The organism is Brevibacillus sp. FW301-21C12A (assembly GCF_058788915.1).
Genome location: NZ_JBYTBG010000045.1, coordinates 1 through 22,445, shown reverse-complemented (window position 1 = coordinate 22,445; position 22,445 = coordinate 1). Strand labels below are relative to the sequence as shown.

The 22,445-nt window shown below is 55.8% G+C and carries 27 protein-coding genes; 15 read left to right on the top strand and 12 right to left on the bottom strand.

Features of this window, described 5'->3' with window-relative positions:
- The first annotated feature begins 102 nt into the window (after positions 1-102).
- The 7 genes from AC3WQH_RS21245 to AC3WQH_RS21215 all read left to right on the top strand — a co-directional run bounded on the left by AC3WQH_RS21245 (position 103) and on the right by AC3WQH_RS21215 (position 5,474).
- Positions 103-1,083 carry a quinone oxidoreductase family protein gene (locus AC3WQH_RS21245; RefSeq protein ID WP_007783700.1) on the top strand — a complete coding sequence of 327 codons (981 nt, stop codon included), beginning with the start codon at positions 103-105 and terminating at the stop codon, positions 1,081-1,083.
- An 88-nt stretch (positions 1,084-1,171) separates the two neighbouring features.
- Entirely contained in the window at positions 1,172-1,648 is a 477-nt protein-coding gene (locus AC3WQH_RS21240; RefSeq protein WP_005832297.1) for a GNAT family N-acetyltransferase, read from the top strand.
- A 299-nt stretch (positions 1,649-1,947) separates the two neighbouring features.
- Complete coding sequence (locus AC3WQH_RS21235; protein ID WP_025844006.1) at positions 1,948-2,394, top strand: Rrf2 family transcriptional regulator; 447 nt, start codon at positions 1,948-1,950, stop codon at positions 2,392-2,394.
- Positions 2,395-2,458: 64 nt separating this feature from the next.
- Entirely contained in the window at positions 2,459-2,851 is a 393-nt protein-coding gene (locus AC3WQH_RS21230; RefSeq protein ID WP_007783704.1) for an IDEAL domain-containing protein, read from the top strand.
- 31 nt (positions 2,852-2,882) lie between these two features.
- Positions 2,883-3,446, top strand: coding sequence for a thioredoxin family protein (locus AC3WQH_RS21225; protein WP_492332237.1), 564 nt, complete (start codon positions 2,883-2,885; stop codon positions 3,444-3,446).
- A 34-nt stretch (positions 3,447-3,480) separates the two neighbouring features.
- Positions 3,481-4,686 (top strand): MFS transporter, encoded by a 1,206-nt coding sequence (locus tag AC3WQH_RS21220; RefSeq protein ID WP_007783707.1) that lies wholly within the window; start codon positions 3,481-3,483, stop codon positions 4,684-4,686.
- Between the two features lie 221 nt (positions 4,687-4,907).
- Positions 4,908-5,474: an SLOG family protein gene (locus AC3WQH_RS21215; protein ID WP_122953261.1), complete on the top strand. Its 567-nt coding sequence runs from the start codon at positions 4,908-4,910 to the stop codon at positions 5,472-5,474.
- On the opposite strand, the gene AC3WQH_RS21210 is transcribed toward AC3WQH_RS21215, so the two are convergent.
- From AC3WQH_RS21210 to AC3WQH_RS21200, 3 genes are all read right to left on the bottom strand, one after another.
- Complete coding sequence (locus AC3WQH_RS21210; protein WP_255320481.1) at positions 5,471-5,602, bottom strand: hypothetical protein; 132 nt, start codon at positions 5,600-5,602, stop codon at positions 5,471-5,473. The two genes, AC3WQH_RS21215 and AC3WQH_RS21210, sit on opposite strands and share 4 nt — an antisense overlap.
- Before the next feature lie 181 nt (positions 5,603-5,783).
- Positions 5,784-6,164 carry an ArsR/SmtB family transcription factor gene (locus AC3WQH_RS21205; RefSeq protein ID WP_005832308.1) on the bottom strand — a complete coding sequence of 127 codons (381 nt, stop codon included), beginning with the start codon at positions 6,162-6,164 and terminating at the stop codon, positions 5,784-5,786.
- The gene (locus tag AC3WQH_RS21200; RefSeq protein ID WP_007783715.1) at positions 6,165-6,578 is read right to left on the bottom strand and encodes an SRPBCC family protein; all 414 of its coding nucleotides are present in this window, start codon (positions 6,576-6,578) and stop codon (positions 6,165-6,167) included.
- 458 nt (positions 6,579-7,036) lie between these two features.
- Here AC3WQH_RS21200 and AC3WQH_RS21195 point away from each other — a divergent pair, with 458 nt between their 5' ends.
- Positions 7,037-7,993: a Gfo/Idh/MocA family protein gene (locus AC3WQH_RS21195; RefSeq protein WP_327991026.1), complete on the top strand. Its 957-nt coding sequence runs from the start codon at positions 7,037-7,039 to the stop codon at positions 7,991-7,993.
- Positions 7,994-8,107: 114 nt separating this feature from the next.
- Here AC3WQH_RS21195 and AC3WQH_RS21190 read toward each other — a convergent pair whose 3' ends face one another.
- The 3 genes from AC3WQH_RS21190 to AC3WQH_RS21180 all read right to left on the bottom strand — a co-directional run bounded on the left by AC3WQH_RS21190 (position 8,108) and on the right by AC3WQH_RS21180 (position 10,085).
- Positions 8,108-9,067 carry a DHH family phosphoesterase gene (locus AC3WQH_RS21190; RefSeq protein WP_005832315.1) on the bottom strand — a complete coding sequence of 320 codons (960 nt, stop codon included), beginning with the start codon at positions 9,065-9,067 and terminating at the stop codon, positions 8,108-8,110.
- 128 nt (positions 9,068-9,195) lie between these two features.
- Positions 9,196-9,921 (bottom strand): LysR family transcriptional regulator substrate-binding protein, encoded by a 726-nt coding sequence (locus tag AC3WQH_RS21185; RefSeq protein WP_310670542.1) that lies wholly within the window; start codon positions 9,919-9,921, stop codon positions 9,196-9,198.
- Entirely contained in the window at positions 9,918-10,085 is a 168-nt protein-coding gene (locus AC3WQH_RS21180) for a LysR family transcriptional regulator (protein WP_310670541.1), read from the bottom strand. The genes AC3WQH_RS21185 and AC3WQH_RS21180 overlap by 4 nt, the downstream gene beginning before the upstream one ends.
- A gap of 116 nt (positions 10,086-10,201) precedes the next feature.
- Between AC3WQH_RS21180 and AC3WQH_RS21175 the strand changes: the two genes are divergently transcribed.
- On the top strand, positions 10,202-11,389 hold the full coding sequence (locus tag AC3WQH_RS21175; protein WP_005832319.1) for an MFS transporter: 1,188 nt from the start codon (positions 10,202-10,204) through the stop codon (positions 11,387-11,389).
- A gap of 24 nt (positions 11,390-11,413) precedes the next feature.
- On the opposite strand, the gene AC3WQH_RS21170 is transcribed toward AC3WQH_RS21175, so the two are convergent.
- Positions 11,414-12,304: a LysR family transcriptional regulator gene (locus AC3WQH_RS21170; RefSeq protein WP_005832321.1), complete on the bottom strand. Its 891-nt coding sequence runs from the start codon at positions 12,302-12,304 to the stop codon at positions 11,414-11,416.
- 142 nt (positions 12,305-12,446) lie between these two features.
- On the opposite strand from AC3WQH_RS21170, the gene AC3WQH_RS21165 reads away from it, so the two are divergent.
- The 3 genes from AC3WQH_RS21165 to AC3WQH_RS21155 are packed head-to-tail and all read left to right on the top strand — an operon-like array spanning position 12,447 to position 15,863.
- Positions 12,447-13,382 (top strand): dipeptidase, encoded by a 936-nt coding sequence (locus tag AC3WQH_RS21165; RefSeq protein WP_007783733.1) that lies wholly within the window; start codon positions 12,447-12,449, stop codon positions 13,380-13,382.
- Between the two features lie 30 nt (positions 13,383-13,412).
- Positions 13,413-14,486, top strand: coding sequence for a DmpA family aminopeptidase (locus tag AC3WQH_RS21160; RefSeq protein ID WP_005832325.1), 1,074 nt, complete (start codon positions 13,413-13,415; stop codon positions 14,484-14,486).
- Between the two features lie 60 nt (positions 14,487-14,546).
- On the top strand, positions 14,547-15,863 hold the full coding sequence (locus AC3WQH_RS21155) for a serine hydrolase domain-containing protein (RefSeq protein ID WP_492332236.1): 1,317 nt from the start codon (positions 14,547-14,549) through the stop codon (positions 15,861-15,863).
- 139 nt (positions 15,864-16,002) lie between these two features.
- Here the strand turns inward: AC3WQH_RS21155 and AC3WQH_RS21150 are convergent, their stop codons facing one another.
- Positions 16,003-16,449: a hypothetical protein gene (locus tag AC3WQH_RS21150; RefSeq protein WP_005832329.1), complete on the bottom strand. Its 447-nt coding sequence runs from the start codon at positions 16,447-16,449 to the stop codon at positions 16,003-16,005.
- A gap of 133 nt (positions 16,450-16,582) precedes the next feature.
- Positions 16,583-17,008 (bottom strand): EamA family transporter, encoded by a 426-nt coding sequence (locus tag AC3WQH_RS21145; RefSeq protein ID WP_005832330.1) that lies wholly within the window; start codon positions 17,006-17,008, stop codon positions 16,583-16,585.
- Positions 17,009-17,112: 104 nt separating this feature from the next.
- Here AC3WQH_RS21145 and AC3WQH_RS21140 point away from each other — a divergent pair, with 104 nt between their 5' ends.
- Positions 17,113-17,904, top strand: a complete 792-nt coding sequence (locus AC3WQH_RS21140; protein WP_007783744.1) for an amidohydrolase family protein — start codon at positions 17,113-17,115, stop codon at positions 17,902-17,904.
- A 99-nt stretch (positions 17,905-18,003) separates the two neighbouring features.
- Here the strand turns inward: AC3WQH_RS21140 and AC3WQH_RS21135 are convergent, their stop codons facing one another.
- The 3 genes from AC3WQH_RS21135 to AC3WQH_RS21125 form a co-directional block, all read right to left on the bottom strand.
- Positions 18,004-18,792 carry an SDR family oxidoreductase gene (locus AC3WQH_RS21135; protein ID WP_005828269.1) on the bottom strand — a complete coding sequence of 263 codons (789 nt, stop codon included), beginning with the start codon at positions 18,790-18,792 and terminating at the stop codon, positions 18,004-18,006.
- 51 nt (positions 18,793-18,843) lie between these two features.
- On the bottom strand, positions 18,844-19,047 hold the full coding sequence (locus AC3WQH_RS21130; protein WP_005828271.1) for a hypothetical protein: 204 nt from the start codon (positions 19,045-19,047) through the stop codon (positions 18,844-18,846).
- Between the two features lie 126 nt (positions 19,048-19,173).
- Positions 19,174-20,121, bottom strand: a complete 948-nt coding sequence (locus AC3WQH_RS21125; RefSeq protein WP_005828273.1) for an aminotransferase-like domain-containing protein — start codon at positions 20,119-20,121, stop codon at positions 19,174-19,176.
- Positions 20,122-20,335: 214 nt separating this feature from the next.
- Here AC3WQH_RS21125 and AC3WQH_RS21120 point away from each other — a divergent pair, with 214 nt between their 5' ends.
- Positions 20,336-21,040, top strand: coding sequence for a pyridoxal phosphate-dependent aminotransferase (locus AC3WQH_RS21120; RefSeq protein WP_492332235.1), 705 nt, complete (start codon positions 20,336-20,338; stop codon positions 21,038-21,040).
- A gap of 136 nt (positions 21,041-21,176) precedes the next feature.
- Positions 21,177-22,250, top strand: coding sequence for a branched-chain amino acid aminotransferase (locus tag AC3WQH_RS21115; protein ID WP_005828278.1), 1,074 nt, complete (start codon positions 21,177-21,179; stop codon positions 22,248-22,250).
- Positions 22,251-22,445 lie beyond the last annotated feature (195 nt).

Below are 22,445 nucleotides of genomic sequence, written 5' to 3'. Positions count from 1 at the left end.
AAGTGGGAGGAATGGCTCGAAAACGGCCTGCGAGCAGCAAGGACGCCCGGGCAACAGAAGCCGACTGCCTCCGGTCACAAACCATGCTGGGAGGGATTTTTCATGAAAGCGGTTTTGGTAACAGAGTTGGGTGGTCCAGAAAAGATGATATATACGGATGTCGAGCTGCCAGCCATTTCGCCTACGCAGGTGCTCATTCGCGTAGACATGGCGAGCGTCAATTTTGCCGACATCAAATCGCGCTACGGCAAAAAAGGGGCGGCCAAGCTGCCGTTTATTCCCGGACTGGATGCGACAGGGGTGATTGAAGCGATCGGTTCCGAAGTAAAAGGCTTGCAAGTAGGACAGCGCGTCATCGCTTTTCCGGCGAACGGCTCGTACGCCGAATACGTGGCTGCCGAAGAGGCGCTGACATTCGCGATTCCCGAGCAGATCAGCACGGAAACAGCGGCTGCCTGCCCGGTTGTGTCGTTTACGTCCTATCAACTGCTGGCAAAAGTCGGCCGTCTCGCCAAAGGCGAAACGGTCCTGATTCACGCTGCGGCAGGAGGGATCGGGACAACTGCGATTCAACTGGCGAAGCTTTTGGGAGCGGGGCGCGTCATCGGGACGGTCGGCAGTTCGGCCAAGGCAGAGGTCGCTTTGCAGGCGGGGGCGGATTACGTCATCTGCCACGACAAGGAAGATTTCGTGGAAAAAGTGCGGGAGCTGACGGATGGAGCGGGCGCCGACGTCATTTTGGACTCGATCTCCGGACAGGTGAGCGAACGCAGCATGGAGTGCCTCGCCTGGTACGGCCGGCTCGTGCATTTCGGCAATGCGAGCGGGGAAATCGGACAGATTCGCACGCTCGATTTGCACGCGAGTTGCCGCTCGGTGCTCGGCTTCAGCTTCGGCACGACGCGCAAGCTGCGCCCGCAGCTTTTGCAAGATACGGCCCGACAGGTCATTGGCTATTTGGCGGAAGGCAAGCTCGACATCAAGATCGGCAAACTGTTTTCACTAGAAGAGGCAGCGAGCGCCCACGCCTGGGTGGAGAGCAGGCAGAGCACGGGAAAAGTGCTGCTGAAGGTGCGCCCGTAAGCGGCAAAGCGGATGGAAGCTCTCCCTGCGGTTCAGCCAGCGGGGGGGCTTTTTTCCAAACTACAGTTCAGCCCACGAGGTGACAGCGATGAAAATCGTAGCAGCAAGCGAGCTGCCGAAAAGCGTTATTGCGGATTTTTTTACCGTGAACTGGGGCAGCCCGCAAATGGTTATATCGAGCGGCGTCTTTCGCTGTGACGAGCTGGACGGGTATGCCGTCCTCGGCGAAGACGGCGCGATCCAGGGGTACGTCAGCTACGTGCTGGAGGCCAAGGAGTGCGAGATTATTTCTTTGGACAGCCTGGCGGAGAACAAAGGGATCGGCTCCAAGCTGCTGGCAAAAGCGGAGCAGACAGCGCGGGAACACGGCTGCCTGCGCATGAAGCTGGTGACGACCAACGACAACCTGCACGCGATGGGCTTTTACCAGCGCCGGGGCTATCAGTTGTCCGCGCTGTACGTGAATGCCGTACAAAAAGCGCGGGCGATCAAGCCGGAAATCCCGCTCGTCGCAGACAACGGGATTCCGATTCGCGACGAGATTTTGCTGGTGAAGCCGCTATAGAACAAAGGAAGATACCGAGAAGCTGGCACGAAAAGCAAGCAGCGCTCGTATGCGCGGGGAGACGCGATAGACAGGAGGCGATTTTTCCGCCTCCTTTTCTTTTTGGCGCTGCGCACCCCAGGCAAAGGCATGGCCAGGGATAACAGCAGCAAAAGACAGCCGAGAGTGCAGTTGCGCCTACAGCCGCGGGAGCAGTTATCCATACATTTGCGAAAACAGTTACGCCTCCAACAGTTATTGACATTCAGAACTGTAAGAATTAAGATTACAGTACTCTTGCGAAAGGGGCCGTCTCAGACGTGAATAGTGAGTTTACGATTGCTGTTCACAGCTTGGCTTTGTTGGCTCATCTACCGGGACATATGGCAAGCAGTGAGCTTATTGCACAAAATGTATGCACCAATCCCGCGAGGATTCGCAAAATCATGGGGATTCTGCGTAAAAACGGATTCGTGAAGACAAAAGAGGGCGTAGGGGGCGGCTATATGCTGGCGTGCGACCCCGGCGACGTGACCTTGGCCGCGATTTACCGTTCGATGTCGACAGGGACGCTGAAGCCGCACTGGTGCTCGGGCGACCCGAAGGAAGCGTGCCTCGTGTCTGCCAACATGCATGGCGTCATGGATCAGATTTTTACGGAAGCGGAGTTGTACTACACCAAATATTTGGAGCAGCTTACGATCCAGACGGTTCTGGATAAAGTTCGTCAGGGACAGGGCCAGTGTCAAGGGCAGAATCGCCAGTAGGCAGGCAACATTTTCAACTGGAAACTGTAACTTTTTTAACTACAATTTAAGGTGGTGCGTTCGAATGAATCGGGAAAAGATGCTGGCAAGTAGCGAGTGGGTAATGGGCAAGTCCAAGCATGGCGAGTTGGTGCAAGGCTTCGTGGAAACCGTCGATTCATCGCGGGGCATTGCGCACGTTTTTGTAGTCAAGAGTGACAACGAAGAGGCGATCGGCAGGCTCGCGGCCATTCCGCTGCAACGGCTGGAGCGCATGTCGACAGGCACCTTTGACGACCTGGAACAACTGCATGACCTGATCGAGCTGGCGCTCGTGACAAAAGATAAAGCGTGGTTCATGGAGCTGACCGCGAAGCTGCAGGAAAAACAACAAACGGCGTCAGAAAGACAAAGCCGCAAGACGAGAAGCTTTTCCGCGCGAAACCGCCTGGGAACTTCTGCAATCTGGGAGCAATAACTTTTTTTCATACAGGGGAGGAGTACCGACGATGTCTACCGTGAATCAGGGCATCTGGTTTGAAAAAGGAATGAGCTTTGCCGAGTATCGCGCGAGCATGAAGGTCAACCAGCAGGAACTGGGACGCGTCTACGAGCAGCTTGCGTTTACCGAGGAAGACCTGGCGTTTTGGAAGGAGCTGTCCGCTCGCAACTGGAAAGGCGTCGTGCTGACTGCCGACTGGTGCGGGGATGCTGCCCTGTGCGTTCCGGTCATCCAGCGCATCGCCGAGGAAAGCAATATCGAGCTGCGCTTCCTCATCCGCGACGAAAACCTGGAGCTGATGGACCAATATCTCACCAACGGCACGGCGCGGGCGATCCCGATGTTCATTTTTCTCGACCAGGACGGAAACGAAGCCTGTGTATGGGGACCTCGCTCGCCGGAGGTGCAGGAGATGATTACGACGGCTCGCGCAACGCTCCCTGCGGCCGATGCGCCTGATTTTGAAGAAAAGCAAAAGCAGTTGTACCGCACGTTCAAGGAGCAGATTACGACTGACCCGGCCGTGTGGCGCACTGTGATCGAAAGCGTGAAGGCGAAGCTTACAGCCTGAAAAAACAAAAATACAAATGGATAGGACTGGATAAATGAATACGAGTAACGCGGAGAGTAACGGGCGACCGATTCTCTTTCTCATGATAAACATGTTTATTGCCATGCTGGGAATTGGCTTGATTATTCCGATCTTGCCCGAGTTTTTGAAGGAATTTGGGGCAGGCGGGAAGACCGCCGGTTACCTGGTGGCGGCATTTGGTTTGACGCAGTTTCTGTTCTCGCCGATCGCGGGAGAATGGTCGGATAAATACGGCCGCAAAATCATGATCGTATCGGGCCTGGTGCTGTTTACGATCTCCAACCTTGTGTTTGCCCTCGCCGAGCATACGTGGGTGCTCTACCTCTCCCGCCTGATCGGGGGAATCGGGGCAGCTTCGATGATTCCTTCCATGCTCGCCTACGTGGCGGACATCACGACGGAAGACAAGCGGGGAAAAGGGCTGGGCCTGCTCGGCGCCGCGATGTCGCTCGGATTCGTGATCGGGCCGGGCATCGGCGGTTTTCTCGCCGAGCTTGGACTGCGGATGCCGTTTTATATTTCGGCGGCGGTCGGTGCCGTGGCGACGATCGGCTCCTTGCTGTTTCTGTCTGAGTCGTTGCCAAAAGAAAAGCAACTGGCAGCTCGCCAGTCGGAGGCGAAGAAAGAAAACATTTTCCTGCAGCTCGGCAAGTCGTTTCAGTCGTCGTATTTCATCATGCTGGTGCTGATTTTTACGATGACCTTTGGACTGGCGAACTTTGAAGTGATCTTCCCGCTCTTCGTAGACGCGAAGTTCGGCTACACGCCGCGCGACATCTCCATCATCATCACCGTGGGCGCCCTGGCTGGAACGATTGTGCAGGCGATGCTGATCGGGAAGCTGATTACCCGCTTCGGGGAAAAGAAGCTTATCAACTGGACGTTTTTCAGCTCGGCCGTGACGATGGTGCTGATGTTGTTATCAGGAAATTTCTGGTATATGCTCGTCCTGACGGTGCTGTTCTTCACGCTGACGTCGATCATGCGCCCGGCGATCAATACGCTGATCTCCAAGCGGGCCGGGGATGAACAAGGGTTTGTGGCAGGGATGAACAACGCCTACATGAGCCTGGGCAACATTTTCGGCCCGGCAGTGGCGGGTACGCTGTACGGCATGCATGTGAACGCGCCGTATTTGTTCGGGGCAATCGTTCTCGTGCTCAGCCTGTTCCTGTCGCGCATGGAGAGCCGACGCAGCATGAAGCGGGTGGCGGCGTAAAAAAGGTTGTTCCGTCTTCTCGTGGCGATGGTTTTCCGCACAAGGATGGCAACGCGAGATGAAATCTCGTCCCTGCGGGGGCGGGATTTTTGCGTTTTTCAGACGGGGGATCTCCCGATAAAAGACGAGCAGAAACGCAAATGCATCAGCTATAATCTAACTATCGTCGAGTGAAAAAAACTATTTTCTGCTAGAGCTTCTTTGAAACCAGAGGTGGCATGATGTTAAAACGTTTATTGGTTTCCGGATACAAGGCTCACGAGCTTGGCATATTCCATGAAAAAAATCCGGGGCTGGCGATTATCAAGACAGCACTGAGGCGGGAACTCGCAAGACTCCTGGAGGAAGAGCTGGAATGGGTCATCATATCCGGCCAACTCGGGGTAGAAATGTGGGCAGCCGAAACGGTTCTCGAATTAAAAAAGGAGTATCCCCAGCTAAAGCTGGCGGTCATTACTCCGTTTTTGAACCAAGAGGAAAAGTGGAAAGAAGAAACACAGGATTACTACCGAAATATTGTAAGGCAAGCCGACTATATCAACAGCGTCTATCAAACGCCTTACCAGGGTGTTTGGCAACTTCAGGAGAAAGACAAATTTTTGCTCTCCCATTCAGACGGTCTTTTGTTAGTTTACGATGAAGAAAACGAAGGCTCCCCGAAGTTTTTAAGCAAGCTCGCCGCGAAAAAAGCGGATCAAGGCGACTATCAGTTTTTTCGCATTAACGCCTACGACTTGCAGAGCATCGCAGAGGAACAGCAGCGACAATTATACAATGACTATTTCTAAGCGGCCGCGTGCTGGGGCGGGGCATCCACGACTGCCGCAAGCGGCTGGAGCTGCCGATTGACAAACGGGTTGTCGTCACGCTCGATCTTGGCGGCGAACTGCGGGCGGCGCCAAGCCGTTTGGCGCATTTGTTGCGAGAGAGCGTGCTGCTGTCGGTTGTGCTGTACACGTCAGGGCCGACGCTTGCGATCGTTTCGTTTGGAGAAAAAGCGTTCGGCTTGCAAGCTCGAATCAGCAAAAAGGATAGGGAGGCGCGGCACGAATGCTACGCTCCCTATCCTTTTTTTCGCTTCCAGAAGGGCAGGTTTTCTACTGCTCGTCCTGCTTTCGTTCAACCAGCCGCGGCCCGGAAGGCTGAAGCTCCTCGGAATGCTCCGCTTCTACCAACCGCTTCAAGGCGTTCAGCTTGTTGTCCCAGAAGCGCTCGTAGTAGGACAGCCAGCTTTTCAGCTCTTCCAGCGGCTCGGGCTGCATCCGATACCTCGTCTCGCGACCTACGCGCTGTTCCTTGACCAGTCCGGCCTCGGACAATATGCGCAAATGCTTGGAAACGGCTGTGCGGCTGATCGGAAAGTGCCGGCTGATGGCCGTCACGGGCATCTCCTGATCGGTCAGCAATTGCAGCAGCTTGCGGCGCGTCGGATCGGCGATGGCTTGAAAAACGTCGTGCTTGGCAGTAGAGCTGCTCATTTACGCTTCCACATACTCTTTCAGTTTAGGCAGCACGGAAGAATCCCAGCCCTGGTTCATTCGGTCGCGCACGACTGCATGGCTTTCGCCGAACTCGGTCACAGTATCTGGCGACCAACCGGAATGGATCAGCGTAAATTCAGTCGTTTCGCCCAAATCTTTCAAGGCGAAAGTGATGACCCAGTCTTTTCCCCACTTGAACACCAGGCGGTTTGGCGGATCAATCTCCTGCACGACGCAAGGCGAATCGCCATAAGGGGAATGGATGGTAAAGGCATGTCCGGCTACAGGCTGAAAATCGTTGGGCATGAACCAAGCGGCAATCCCGTCTGCTGTAGCGACCGCGTCCCAAACTTTTTGCAAGGGAGCGTTGAAAACTTGTGTCTGAACGATATCAGGAATAGTGTTGGACATGAATACGCCTCCGTATCAGTAAAGTAGTTTCCTAGTTTGCGCATGGAAATGAAACCAAAACGTTTCGCTTTTTGTAGTATAGGAAACCGAATGGTTGCATGTCAATGGATAATTAGGAAAAGAAAGATTTGACAGCCTGCAGCCGACCTACCGGAAGAGGCGGAGCAGCCGATTTTCAACGATGACAAGAGTCGCACTTTCATCCAGTCGTTTCAAATTACAGCAGAAATCAGCGTACAGGCGCAAAAGTTCCAGCATTGCGGCATTTCCTGGGCACAACAAGCCATGAACGCGATTCAAAGAAAACGAGACGGTTCCACTCGGGTATCGCTTCCGTGTAGCGATTTTCGCAAACATTTTTTCGCAATCTAGTTTTTTTACAAGGAATTTTCAGATAAATAGAGAAAAGGGGGAGGTGCAAAAAAGACGAGCATTCATCAGGAAGCGAGGAAAGACAGATGAACGAGAGCAAACGGAAGGTGGGCGTCATCGGCGCAGGCGTCATGGGCGAGCGGATGATGAACGCCCTTCGCACCCACGAAAAATTCAGCGTCGCGGCAGTGAGCGACGTGTCTGCCGAACGGGCGCAGGAGGCCGCGCAAAAATCCGGCAATGTGCCGTGGTACACCGATTACAAGGAGCTGTTGGCAAAAGAAGAGCTGGACGCCGTCTACCTGGCCGTCCCGCCGAAGTTCCATCATGCGATCGCTCTGGACGTATTGGCGCACAAAAAGCATTTGCTGTGCGAAAAGCCGCTCGCTAATTCGCTCGCAGAAGCCGAGGACATGCTGGCGGCAGCCAAAGACGCAGGCGTCGTGCACGCGATGAACTTTCCGCTCTACTATCAGGGCATTTTCCCCGCGCTGCGCAGCAGGCTGGAGGAGATCGGCGAGATTCGCCGGATTGATATTTTGACCCATTTCCATACGTGGCCGCGCCCGTGGCAGCAGACGCCGTGGCTGTCCGGCCGGGAGCAGGGCGGCTTCATCCGCGAGGTTTTGCCGCATTTTACCCATTTGACCTACGCCTTGTTCGGAGATTTGCAGGTCATCCGCTCGGACGTAGACTATCCGCAAGACCCGGAAGCGTGTGAAACGGGCGTCTCGGCCTTCCTGCGCCTTGCTTGCGGCACTCCGGTCACGATCAACGGACTGGCGGGCATCGCGCACCAGGAGCATCTGGACTACCGTATTTACGGCACCAAAGGCACCTTGAGCGTAGTCAACTGGAGCAAGCTGTTTGTCGGGGGGGAGGGAGAAGCGCCTGTGGCCGCAGACGTGCCAGAACTGGACCGCCTCTCGCTGTTGCTCGACGAGCTGACGCTTGCCATCGACGGGCAGGAAGCCAGACTGGTGACGTTTGAGACAGGGGTAAAAGTCCAGAAAGTGTTGGAAGGTTTGCTCGGTCACGCGTAACCACGCGTAACGGATACACATGAGAATCCCCTCGCGAAAAAAGCAGCGCCCATCGGCTCATCTCATCATCGGATGAGCGGATGGGGACGCCTGCTTGCGGCCGGAGGGGATTTTTCAATGCACACGCAGGGCAGGGTACACAAAAGTTTTTAGGGTCACGCCTGTAAACGAGCAGCCCGCCGCCTTGGGATGCCCGCCACCTCCGTAGTGGGCCGCGATCACCGACAGGTCCACGTCGTCGCGAATCGTGCGAAAGCTGATTCTGCCTTTTCCGGGATCGAGCATCGCGACAAAATCGAGCGTCTCATCGCTTTTGCACAAAAAGTTTCCCGTCGTCGATTGGTACTGCTCCAAAAAGACGACGCCGACGTTGTACGTTCTCGGCTCGTCCAGATCAATTTCGACGTTCAGGCGCTTCATCTGCTTTGCCTTTTTCTGCTCAAACTCCGCGATTCTTCTCTCCTCTGTGTAGATCAGGAGAGCTTCCCAGTCCTCGAACGCGAACTGCTCCACGTCCTCGCTGCGCAGCCGCCCGATCACCTGGTCGGCAAAAGTGCCGCGCTCCGCCAAATAAAACAAGAGGTTCAACTGGTTCGCCTGCACATTTCCGGTCGCTTCCCAGTCCCACGTATCAAACGCCCGCACCAGCTCCACGTAGTCGGTAAGCACGTCTGTGGGCGCCAAAAGCCCTTTGCTTCGCAAGTAATCGTAATAAAGGCTGGTCGCCGCAGTCTTCTGTCCCGCTGCTTCGACGATGACGTTCGCCCAGTCGTACTTCGCGGACAGGGGTAGCGACGTCGGGTGATGGTCGATCAGGACAAACGAATGCCCTTGCTCGACTTTTTTCTGAATCAAGGACGCCACTTCTTCGTTGACGCCCACATCTGTAATGACGACGGACATCTCCGGCGAAAACTCTTCGGCAAGAAACGTCTGGACTTCCTGGTTGACGGTATAGGGCGATACGCCGCGGGTGAAGACTTCCCGGTCGCCATAGGCGATCCGGCTCAAGATCGCACACGATTCGCCGTCCAGGTCCTGATCGGTGAAATGTACCAGTTTGCGCTGCGTCATAAATGCCTCCTTGCCATGACAGGATGACAGCCATACGGATTAGGATTTCCCTCCAGTGGATACTTTTAGTTGCAAGAGCGAGGTTTTTTCCCGCGGGAAAAACGGCAAGCAGCAAGCTGCGCGGCACGCTAGCACGAGGTTTGAAACGACGTCTCCAGCTTGTTGATGAACGCTTTGGCAGCGACGCTGATGTATTTGTCATTGCGGTACATGATGACCATTTCCCGGATCGGCGAGTCGTCGATGGCAACGGCGCGAATCCCCAGCGACTGAAAGCTTTCGATCAGGCGGCTCGGCTGAATCGTGGCGCCGATGCCTGCGCCAACGAGCTGGAGCAGGGACGTGGCTGAGCCTGTTTCCATGATCGTTTCGATGACGAGCCCGCGCTCTTTGCTCAACCTGTCGATCAAATCGCGGCCGTAGAAGCCTTGCGGATACATGACGAACGCAAGCCCGCGCAGATCGTCGCAAGAGACGCTTTCCCGCCCGGACAGAGGATGATCTCGATGGACGTACAAACTGTACGTTTCCGTGTAAAACGAAATCCGCGTCAAACGCTCATCGGCGGGCATGGCAGGCATCGCCAGGCCGACACCGAGGTCGACCTCGATGTTCAGCACCTGGTTCACGATGTCAATGGAAGGAAACACTTGCACCTTTGTTTGCGGAAACTGCTTGTGGAAGTCGATCAAAAGCGAAGTGAGGCGGTAGTCGAGGTCGGACGGCAGCACCGCTACGCGCAAATGCCCCGCGTGCATATGGGTCAGGTCGGCAATCGCTGTCCGGGCACTTTCCAGATGCTGAACGATTTGCAAGGCGTGGTGCTCCAGGATCGCGCCTGCCTCGGTCTTCACCGTTTTTTCCCGATCCGGTCGAACAGCGGCACGCCGACTTCATCCTCCAGCACGCGGATTTGCTGGCTCAACGTCGGTTGGCTAATGCCCAGCTTATAGGCGGCCTCGGAAAAATGCAGCTCGTTGCACAGCATGAGAAAATATTGCAACTGACGAAATTCCATGGCGCCTCCCTTCTTTACCATAGTCTGTAACTATTGTTTGTATAGAAAAAATAGAATTGATCTATTGTACGCACGGCTTTACACTTCATTCAAGGATAGAGGAAGGAAGTGTTTGCGTGCGGTTATTTTATTTGATTGCCGTTATTTTTTTGCTCTCATTGAACTTGCGGCCGTCCATTACGTCTGTCGGGCCGCTGCTCGATATCATCCAAACCGATTTGGGGATGAGCGGAGTAACGGCAAGCCTGATTACGACGCTCCCGGTATTTTGCATGGGGCTGTTTGCGCTTTTCTCCATCACGCTCAGCCAGCGCTTTGGCCTGGAGCGCTCGCTGCTTGTGGCGATGGTGATGATTTTTGCGGCGACAGCGTACCGGGTGCTCGTCTTGGACAGCGTGAGCCTGCTTGTGACCGCCCTGATTTCCGGGATTGGCATTGGCATCGCCGGGCCGCTTTTGTCCGGCTTTATCAAAAAGTACTTTCCTGGCAAGCCGGGTGCCGCCAGCATTTATTCCGTGTCGCTCGTCATCGGGGCTGCGATTGCGTCCAGCTTGTCGATCCCGCTGTTTACGGCGCTGGGCCAATCGTGGCAGTACTCGCTGTGCGTCTGGGCGCTCTTGGCCGTGCTCGCCGCAGCAGCGCTGCTCCCGTTGGCAAAAGAAAAAGCAGGCAAATCGGCTGCCTCAGTGCCCAAGCTGCGCATCAAAAGCGGGCGGATGATCGCAAGCATGCTGTTTTTCGGGTGCATGTCCTCGATGTTTTACATGATAACCGCCTGGCTGGCTCCGCTCGTGCAAGCGGCAGGGATGAGCCATGCGCAGTCGGGACTGGTGCTGACGCTGTTTACGATCATTCAAATCCCGGTCAGCTTTCTCATCCCGGTGATTGTCAGCCGCACTGGCAACCGCAATCGCTGGCTGTTCACCTGTGCCCTGGCTGAGCTGGTCGGCATCGCCCTGTTGCTCGTTCACGCTTCGCCGTGGCTTGCGACCGTGTTTCTCGGGATCGGGGCAGGCGGCTTGTTCCCTTTGGCGCTGTTGATCCCGATTGAAGAGGCGGACAGCGCGCAGGAAGCTACGTCGTGGTCGGCCGTCATGCAGTTTGGCGGGTACATGCTCGGCTCGCTCGGGCCTGTGCTGATCGGGCTGGCTGTCGATCTGTTCGGCGACTTTACGTTTGCCCTGGTCGCGATGCTCGTTATCATCGGCTGTCTGCTGCTTGCAATCAGCAAGCTGGGTCCGCGCCAAAAGGAAAAGCACCAGGCAGCGCCACACGCCGCCGGAAGAGAAGAGGCCGTCCGCTAGAGGCGGTCTTTTTCTTGCGGCCGCTCACTGCAACGCCTTGTTTTGCATCAAAAAGTCGATAAACGTGCGCATGATCCCGTTCACGGGTGTATCCTTCAAGTAAATCAGCTCGAAGTTGCGGTTGATTTGCGGCAGGTTGAGGACGTCTACCTCTTTCAGCTCGCCGTCGCTCAAATCTTTGCTGATCGCAAAGCGGGGCAAAAAGGCGATGCCGAGCTTCTGCTTGACCATCCGTTTGACGACCTCGATGTTGTCCGCCTCCATGACGACGTTGTTTTGCAGTTGAAAATGACTGAACGCGTTGTTAATCAGCTTCCAGTCCAGCGAGCCGCGGTTGAACAAGATGAGCCGTTCGCGGGCGACTTCCTCGATCGACACCTGATGGCGATAGGCAAACGGATGCTCGGGATAAATCGCCAGCACCATATCGTCGGACATGAGCTGAATCCGGTTGATCTGCGGATGGTTGACCGCCCTCGCGATACCGAACGACACCTCGTGGTTGAGCACCATATCGAGCACCTGATGCGAATGTCCGGTGAGGATCGTCAGCTTGATTTTCGGATAAAGCTGCTGAAACTGCTCCACGAGATCCGGCAAGATGTAAAAGGCCGAAACGAATACGGTCGAAATGGTCAGCTCGCCTTCCACGTCGCCCTGTGAGCGCTGGATCGCCTGCTGGCCCTCCTGCAGCATGTTCATGATGTTTTTCGCGTAGGGCAAAAACAGGTCGCCCTCCTTGGTCAGCGAAATCGTATGGCCTGTGCGCTGAAACAGCTTGCAGCCCATCGAGGTTTCCAGCGCCTTGATCCGCATGCTGACGGTTGGCTGGGAGAGGTACAAGAGATCGGCTGTCTTGCTAAAGCTCCCTGTCAAAGCTACAAAAATAAACGCTTCCAGTTGTTCCATATTCATAGGGGTGGGCTCCATTATGCAAATTTTTGAAGATGCCTATTGCAAAAATTAATTGGAATCGCTTTTAAAAATACATTACCGTAAAGTGAGGGAATTAGGTAGAGTTCGTCAAGAGAAAAAAGAGCGAGGACTGATGAAGCAAATGGCGGGAATGCCGATTATTGATTTGCATTGCGATGCGCTTTTGAAAATATGGGAGCAAAAGGGGAATCTCTCCTTTGCCGATTCGGAAAAGCTGGACGTGAACCGGAATCGGCTGCACGAGGGCGGGGTGAAGGTGCAATGCTACGCGATTTACACGCCGGTCGACCTGCCTTCGGAAAGCCGGTTTCAATGCGCGCTGGATCAGATTCACTACTTTTATACAGAGGTGCTCGGCAAGCATCCGGAGATGAAGCAGATTCGCGACTGGAGCGACCTGGACAGGCTGCAGGACGGCGAGATCGGGGCGCTTTTGACGCTCGAAGGGGTAGAGCCGATCGGCAACGACCTGAAAAAGCTGCACATTCTCTATCAGCTCGGCGTGCGCTCTGTCGGCCTGACCTGGAATTTGGCGAATCTGGCGGCAGACGGGGCGCTGGAAGAAAGAAACGGCGGGCTGACCGCGTTTGGCAAAGAGATTATTCAGTTCCATAATGAACGAAAAATTTTGACAGATGTCTCCCACCTGTGCGAGCGCAGCTTCTGGGAGACGCTGGAGCTGGCGAAGTACCCGATCGCGAGCCATTCCAATGCACGCGCTGTTTGCGACAATCCCCGCAACCTGACGGACGAGCAGGCGAAGGCGATGTTCGCCAAAGGGGCCAATGTCCACGTCGTGTACTGCACGATGTTTATTAACGACTCGGCGCCGACGACGATTGACGACCTGATCCGGCATATCGATCACTTCTGCTCGCTCGGCGGCGTGCGCCATATCGGGCTTGGCTCGGATTTTGACGGGATCACGAAAAAAGTCGTGGGGCTTGAGCATGCAGGGATGAGCCAAAACCTGATAAACGAGCTGCTCAAGCGCTACACGGAAGACGAGGTGCGCGGATTTGCCTACGAAAACTTTTTGCGAAATCGCCCGGTGTAGGCGAGCCGAACGGGAAAGGAGGAAGCTGTCATGAAGCGTGCCGGAAAAGGGAAAATCCGCGAGCTGGGAGTAGTGGTCGGCAAGCTGCCCACAGGAGCGAAAAACGATCTGACCGATGTGCCTGGGGTGCGCGTCGGCCATGTGACGATTCAGCATGAGCTGGAAGACGGGGAGTGTGCGTGTACGGGCGTGACCGCCATTTTGCCGCACGGAGGCAGCCTGTTTCGCGAAAAGGTGACGGCAGCCAGCTACGTCATCAACGGCTTCGGCAAGACGACAGGACTCGTCCAGGTAAACGAGCTGGGCGTGCTGGAGTCGCCGATCATGCTGACGAATACGTTTTCCGTCCCGGCGGTGACACAGGGCGCGCTGCAATACATGCTGGCGACGAATGAAGAGATTGGCGATACGACAGGGACGGTCAACATCGTGGTCGGGGAGTGCAACGACGGCCACCTCAATTCGATCCGCCGCTGCGTCGTGCGGCCGGAAGACGCGGTGGCGGCGATTGAAAACGCAACGGAGCACGGCGTAGAAGAAGGCGCGGTCGGAGCGGGGACAGGGATGGTCGCATTCGGCTACAAGGGCGGAATCGGCTCGTCCTCGCGCGTCGTGTCCGCCTCCGGGCATACGTACACGCTCGGCGCATTGGTGTTGTCCAACTTTGGCAGCAAGGACGACTTTTTGGGCGACAGGTTGTTTGCCTGTGCCACTCGCGAGCCGGCGGCCGCAGAGGCAGTCGAGAAGGAAGAGGACGGCTCGATTATGATCGTGCTTGCGACAGACGCGCCGCTTTCCGACCGCCAGCTTCTGCGTGTCGCCAAGCGCGCAGGAATCGGCCTCGGCCGCACCGGGAGCCACTTCGGGCACGGCAGCGGCGACATCGCGATCGCCTTTTCCACCGCGCACAAGATCCCGCACCGGACGGAGTCGGTTACGGAGACGCGCGTGCAGCTTCGCGAGGACCATCCGGTGATGAACGAGCTGTTTGCCGCAGCCGCAGAGGCGACCGAGGAAGCGATCTACAACTCTCTCTCCCAGGCGGTGACGACGACAGGCCGAAAAGGGCGGACGGTTCACGCCATGCCGCTTCCGCTGCGATAAGCGGGCAGCAAGTCTGGTTTTTCATCCATTCGCTAGGCGAAAAAAAGGACGGAGGCGACTATGGATCGGCTGCAAATGACAGAGCTGGAGACGTACATTCAACGCTTCATGGAGGAACAGGGCGTGCCAGGGCTTGCGGTCGCCCTGTCGCACCGCGGGGAAACGATTTACGCAAAAGGGTTCGGCGTGCGCAACCTGGTGACGAAAGAGCCAGCCACGCCATCTACGGTGTTTGGCATCGCTTCCGTCACAAAATCGTTTACGGCAGCGGCGATCATGCAACTGGCGCACGAAGGAAAGCTGTCGCTGGACGATCCGGTCGGCAAATACATCCCGGCGTTTCGGCTGAGAGGCTGCGATGCCAGCAAGGTGCAAATTCGCCATCTCCTGTCGCATACGTCGGGCGTGCCGCCGCTTTTGCGCAGGGAAGAGCTGGTCCGGTTTTCCGAGCATCTGGACTACCTGGCTGAAGTCGAGTTCGCGGCCCTCGGGGAGCCGGGGCAGTATTTCAGCTATGCCAACGACATGTTCCTGCTGCTTGGCGCGATCATCGAGCAGGTCAGCGGACGGCTGTACCGCCGCTATATGACGGAGCGGCTGCTTGCGCCGCTGCGGATGCATCGCTCTACGTTCAGCCTGGAGGAGCTTGCCCGTCTGGACAACGTCTCCACCCCGTATGCGAAGCGGGGGGAACAGCAGCAAGTCACCGCGGTCCCTTGGCCGACGCTTGGCAACTACGAGGTGGGCGGAGGGATTCGTTCAAGCGTGGACGATTTGCTTGTGTACGGTAGCCTGTATGTGGCAAAAGGCCGCTACCAGGGACAGGAGATCGTGCCTGCCGCCTGGCTGGAAACGATGTGGCAGCCCGTCCATCGGCTGACGAAGGACGCCTGGTACGGCTACACGCTCAAGACGACGAGGGACTACGCGGGAGTCACGCTGGTCGAGCACGGGGGCGGGCAGCCGGGCGTATCGTCCAACTTCGGCTTTGTCCCGGAAAAAGAACTCGTCTGCGTCGTCCTGTCCAATCTCGAAAACGTGCCGATCCGCAACGTCTGGCTGGCAGCGGTCAACGCCGCGCTGGGACTGCCGCTTGCGCACAAGGAGAGCGCAGTCCCGACGTATCAGCTCGACCGCGAGGAGCTGGAAAAGCTCGTCGGGACATATACTTCCGCAGAAGGAGGCAACGTGCGCCTGTTCATCCGCGACGGAGCGCCTGTAGCGGAAGTCGCCGGCAGCGAATTTTCGCTCCGCGCTGCCGCAAGCGACACGCTGATCTTTGTGGACAGCGACATGCCGCTGCGCTTTTTCTTCAAGGCGGACAGCCGCGCCTGGGCGGTTTTGCTCGGGATGAGGATGCTTTGCCGGAGCGAATAGGCTCGGTGGCGGCAGAGCCGCACGCTTTTGCTCACGTTTTGCCCAGGTCCCGCATGCCAGGCATGCTTTTTTCACGAAATCGCGAAATCACGTATAAAGAAAGAGCACTCTCCCGTGCGGAAAAGTGCTCTTTTTGCATTCAAGAGGCAGCCAGTTCGAAGCGGACGACCGTTTCCTTGCTGTCGGCGAGCTTTGCCTGCTCCACGATCCGCCAGTTTTTCGAGACCGTCTGGCGCATCCATTGCAGCGCCTCGTCTGACAGCCGAACCTGGTCCAGCGCCGTCTCCTCTACCTGGTAGTCCTGCTCGGCGAGAAGGCGGTAGCGTTTGTTCAATAAAAATTTGATCCCGTTCATCGTCGTGAACTTGATTTGGTAGCCGTCGCGAATCGCCTGCTCAAGCGCGGCGGAATCGCTCTGGTACAGCTCAAAGAGGGGAGTGTAATCGTACTTCCCGCCTTCCACATCGGCAAAAGGCCCGCGGTCGCCCGTTCTCAGCTTATGGATGATTTCTTCATCGACGAGCCCGTGGGCGCGTGCCGCCTCAAGCAGCATCGTTTCCCATTGGGACAGCTTAACCGTAGACATGAACAGCCCTCCTTGGTCTTTTTCGGGTGGTTTCACGCAAAAAGTCGTGATGGCACGTTACCGTCTAGTATAATCATTGCGGCTGTAAATCTCAACCACAATTCCGACTTTTTTTGTATGAAATAAACCCCGACTATTTGACCCCCGTAGGAAACGAAGACAGCTCGTGCTGATCGCGCGGCTCCTTGGAGGTCGTGGTCAAGGTGACTCCCGCGATAATCAGGACCGCTCCGAACAACTGGACGGCGGTGATGGGCTTCGCCAGCAAAAAGAAGCCGAACAGCATGGCGATAAACGGCTCCAGGTTGGAAAACATCGCCGCCTTGGCCGCCCCGACCTTTTGCAGTTGGCTGTTCCAGATCAGCGTGACGATGCCGTGCATGACCACAGCCGTGACGAACAGCAGCAGCCACGAAGCAAGACGAGGGCTGTACGCGACTTGCGGCAGGCTGGCAACGAGGAACGGCAGGAGCGCCCCGAAGCCGATCAGGTTGGAGAAAAGCGTCGTGACGAGCGGGGGCAGCCGGCAAAGGAGTAAAGATTGTGCAAATAGATGCAAAGCAATTGCAACAAACTTGACAGAATATTTCTTATACTGACAAAGGACACGCAGATAGACAGTGGAGAGAAAGAGTATGGATGCGAAGGCGAGGGAGAAGCAGTATGAAAAAGAAAATAACAGCCAAATACGTGATCGGCTTTGACGGGGAAGACCACGTCATCATCAGGGACGGGGAGGTTGTCTACGAAAACGACACGATTTTGTTTGTGGGCCATGATTATGCCGGGGAAGTCGACGAAGTGATCGACGCCGGAAACGCTGTCATAAGCCCTGGCTTTATCGACTTGAACGCGCTGGGCGATATCGACCACGACATCGTGCATCTGGAAGTATCGGCGGAAAAAAACAAAAACTTGCTCTGGTCGGAAGCGTACTACCGCAAAGGCTACCGCGAAGTCATGACGCCGGAAGAAGAGTCGTTCAAGTCGCTCTACGCCTACAGCCAACTGATCCTGAACGGGGTGACGACCGCGATGCCGATCACCTCTGTGTTTTACAAGCGCTGGGCGGAGACGTACGAGGAGTTGGCAGCAGCGGCCGAGCATGCAAGACGTCTTGGACTGCGCATGTACATGGGGCCGAGCTACCAGTCCGGCATGCGCGTGGTCAAGGCAAACGGCGAGATCGAAGTCGTGTGGAACGAAGCGGAAGGGCGGGCAGGGCTTGAGCGGGCCGTCCAGTTTGTCAAAGATTTTGACGGCGCGCACAACGGGCTGATTCGCGGGATGCTCGCGCCTGAGCGGATCGAGACGCAGACGGTCGAGAATTTGGTCGTCACGAAGCGCTACAGCGACGAACTGGGCTGTCCCGTTCGCCTGCACGCGGCACAGGGCAGCTACGAGTACATGGAAATCCACCGCCGTCACGGCAAGTCGCCGATCAAGTCGCAATAGCCTCGCTGCCAAATGAAAAAGCACAATCTGCCAGACTTGAGCGGATTGTGCTTTTTCTATAGGTTTCTGTACTCGGCCAGGCTGGCAACCTTTGGCGGTTCAACGCAGAAAGCCTCCCTCCGAATGGATGACTTGCCCCGTGATCCAGCCCGCTTCCTCGCTCGCCAAAAACGCAACCAAACGGGCGGCATCCTCCGGTTGGCCGATTCTGCCCAGCGGACTGCGCGCAAGAATGTGTTGCGCAAGCTCCGCCGACATCCAGCCGGTGTCAGTCGGCCCCGGATTGACGGCATTGACGGTAATCCCAAGCGGGGCCACTTCCGCAGCAAACGTCACCGTGAACGCATCCAAGGCTCCTTTTGTGGCGGTGTAAGCAATTTCGCCCGGCATCGGGCCTTTGGACTGTCCCGAGGTCATATGAATAATCCGGCCGTGAGCGCCTCGCGAGAATCGGCGGGCAAATTCCACACTGAGCATGATCGGCGCCCGGACATTGAGCGCGTAATGGGCATCCAGGCTGGCCGCATCGAGCGCCTGGTAACCATCTGTAGTCGAATGACAGGCGTTGTTGACCAGAATACAGGGCGCACCGAGCTGTGCGTTCGCTTCGTCGAGGACACGCAGCCAGGAATCCGGCTGGGACAGGTCAATCTCCATGCTCGCACATCTCACGCCGGAGCGTAAAAGCTCCTCGCGCAACTGGTGCGGCTCATGGTCTTCCACACCCCAGTCCATCGTTTTGTCGTACGCCGTCCAGTAGGTGAAAAACAGATCGACCCCCTGGGAAGCCAATTTTCGGCAAATGGCAGCGCCGATGCCGCGCAATCGACTTGCCCCCGTTACGATGGCGATTTTTTTTGGCAACGCTTTTTCAGCGCGAATGTTCATGGGCGTAAAACCTCCTTGTGACAATGCTGGAACGTGCATCGGCAGGCAACTTCAAAGCAAAAACGCGGAAGCAGCCTGATTCGTGTAAAAATAACCGATGATAAGATACGCGAACAACAGGAAAAAGCAGATGCCGGAAATGGTGAGATTGATGCGAATCCGTTTCGGGTGGTATCCAAACAAGCCAAGGAGCAGACAAACAAAACCGACAATTCCTAACAACAGTGGAATCGCGATGACCAAAAACTCACTCATGACAATTCACTCCGCTCTGTTTCATCATATACGCTTCCCGCGCAGATCAGGACTAATCGAAGTGATCCGGGCATAGTAGCTGTTTTTGCAAAAGAGGGGGCGCTCCTTTTGCCTTTTGCCGCCTGCTCACCCGTAAACCGCTTGGGCAAAGCGTCTGACCCCCTCCTGGATTTCCGCCTCGGACAATCCGCCGAAGCCGAACAGGATCGTGGGCGGCCACGAGCGCGCGGGCACAAGCGAGTAGGCGAAGGTAGGATATACTTTCACGCCGTTGCCGAGCGCCTGCTCCACGATTTCCGCTTCGCTTCTCTCCGCGGAAAGCTGCAGCAGCATGTGCAGGCCGGCCCCTGTCCCGATGATGTTGCCCGCAGGAAAATGCTCCTCGAGCGAATGAAGCAGCACATCGTGCTTGCGCTTGTAGAGCGCGCGCATGTTTCGCACGTGCCGATGAAAGTCTCCGGATTGCATGAACAACTCCAATGTGTGCTGGAAAATCGGCGAGGCGTACTGGTCGTAGCTGTTGCGCTTTGTCCGGAAGCGGGCGAGCAGCGAGCGGGGCAAGAGTAAATAGCTGAGCCGAAAAGAGGGACACAGCACTCGGGAAAGCGTGCCCACATAGATGACGCGTTCGCTGTCGTCCTGGCTTTGCAGCGAGGGAATCGGCCTTGCCCCGTAGCGAAATTCTCCGTCGTAGTCGTTTTCGATCAGGTAGCCGCCCGTCTTTTTGGCCCAATCCAACAGCCATGCTCGTTTGCGGTCAGAGACCGTCGTCCCGTACGGAAACTGGTGGGAAGGCGTCAAATAGATCGCCTGGGCACGACTGGCCGCAACATCTTCGAGACAAATACCGTCTTCTTCCAGGCACAGCGGCCGACAGGAAAACGGGTATTGGCCCAGTAGCGCTTTCACCCCATCGTTGACGGCTTCCTCCAAGGCGAGGGTCTTCACGTCTTCTTTTAGCAATTGAAACAGCAGGTCGAGCGAGTGATACGTACCCGCGCCGACGACGATCTGATCGGGTGAGCAGCGGACGCCGCGGATTTGATGCAAATAGCTGGCGATCCGGGAGCGCAAGCCGGGTCCATCTCCATTCCTTTCGTACCTGGCACTTGAAAAAGCGGGAAACTGGATCTTTCTTCTTTGTAAAATTAAGGATATGGTAGGTACATCATACCATCTTTGCAGAGAGAACCGGAAGCAGGGATGAGAAAGTATGTACGAGGAGGAGACAGGAAAATGACCATCGTTTTGCCGCATATCGAGCAGATGCCGGGCTACGCAGAAGGGGGTGCAGCCGCTTCCCGAAGCGGGAGCGATTCGCCTGAATCTGAACGAAAGCCCGCATCCCCCTTCGCCACAGGTGCTAAAAGCTTTGCGCGAGATCACAGAAGAGCAACTGCGCCGCTACCCGGATTCCAGGTGCGAGGAATTGCGTGCCGAGCTGGCCGCCCAGTATGGCGTCAAGGTAGAGCAAACGTTTTGCTCCAACGGTTCCAGCGAGCTGATTTCGCTGCTGATGAAGGTGTTCGTCGGTCCCGAAGGAAAAGTCGCGATCCCCGACCCTTCCTTTCCGCTCTATCATTCGGTGGCGGCTGGCTACCAGGCCACATGCATCAAAGTTGCGACCAGGGACGATTTTTCCATTGATGGGGAGGCGCTGCGTAAAAGCGGGGCGCAAGCCGTAGTGCTAGTCAACCCGAACGCGCCGACGGGACTGCTGCTTTCGCAAGCCGAGGTGATCCACTTGGTGGAAGGCATGGACGGGTTGGTTGTCATCGACGAAGCCTACATGGATTTTGCCGACTCGGATGAGAGTGTCATCTCGCTTATAGACCGCTATCCGAATTTGCTCGTTTTGCGCACGTTTTTCAAATCGTACGGGCTGTGCGGCGTTCGGGTAGGGTATGGCTTTGGCCATGAACGGCTGATTGCGGCTTTGGAAAAAGGCAAGGACGTGTACAATGTCGACGCCATCGCGCGCTTTGCCAGTTGACAGGGCAAGCAATCGGGTAGCCGCTTCCTGGCAAACAGAAAGTTACGCTGGCAATCGTTCGAAATAGTTGCTATTTTAAATATATAAGCTCAGTTTCAAAAAGGTAGAATTTCATAAACTAAGGGAGATGTAGAGGATGGAGTGTCAGTTAACCATTACCCGGACAGCACACAAAAAAGAGAAGCCAGCGCTCGATAAGCTGGGGTTCGGCGTACATTTTACCGATCACATGTTCACCATGGATTACACGGAAGGCAAAGGATGGCACGATCCACAAATCGTTCCGTATGCTCCCTTGTCACTCGATCCGGCGGCAATGGTCTTCCACTATGGACAAGCGATTTTTGAAGGACTGAAGGCATACCGCAACAAAGAAGGCAAAGTGCTTCTGTTCCGCCCGGATCAAAACTTCAAACGGATGAATCGCTCCCTGGAGCGGATGAGCATGCCACAAGTCGATGAGGAGTTCATGGTCGCCGCCCTGAAGCAGTTGGTGGCGCTGGAAAAAGAGTGGATTCCGGCAGAAAGCGGCATGTCGCTCTATATTCGTCCGTTCGTGATTGCGACAGAGCCATGTTTCGGCGTGCGTGCCTCGCACACGTACAAGCTGATTATCGTCCTGTCTCCCGTCGGCGCTTACTATGCCAATGGCATGGAGCCGGTCAAAATTTACGTGGAAAACAAATACGTCCGCGCAGTCAGAGGCGGTACGGGCAACGCAAAAGTAGCAGGGAACTACGCAGGCGCCTTGAAAGCACAGGCAGAAGCCAAGGAAAAAGGCTACGAGCAAGTGCTTTGGCTGGATGGCGTTGAAAATAAATACATCGAAGAAGTCGGCAGCATGAACGTGTTTTTCAAAGTAGGGGACGAAGTGTGGACCCCGGCGTTGAACGGCAGTATTTTGGAGGGGATCACCCGCGATTCGACCATCCAGTTGCTCCAAGACTGGGGCATTCCGGTTGTAGAAAAGCGCATTTCCGTCGAAGACTTGTATGAGGCGCACAAGAACGGACAACTGGAAGAAGCGTTCGGCACAGGGACGGCGGCGGTCATCTCTCCGGTTGGCGATCTGAACTGGAACGGCCATCAAATGATTATCAACGGGGAGAAAACAGGTCCGTTGACGACCAGACTGTACGAAACGATGACTGGCATCCAGTACGGAGAGCGAGAAGACAAGTTTGGCTGGTCTGTAGAAGTAACGGAATAACAACAGGCAACACACGAAGAGGCACGGCTCTCTCGCTTGGGCGAAGAGGGGCGATGCCTCTTTTGCTTTGTGTTGAAAGTACTTCTCAATTCAGCGATTAAAAAATTGTGAATGAATAACTAGGACGTGTCTGAAAACTAAAGAAAATGTGGTATGATTTAGGAAAAACGAATGGAGCAACGAGCATGATTCAAA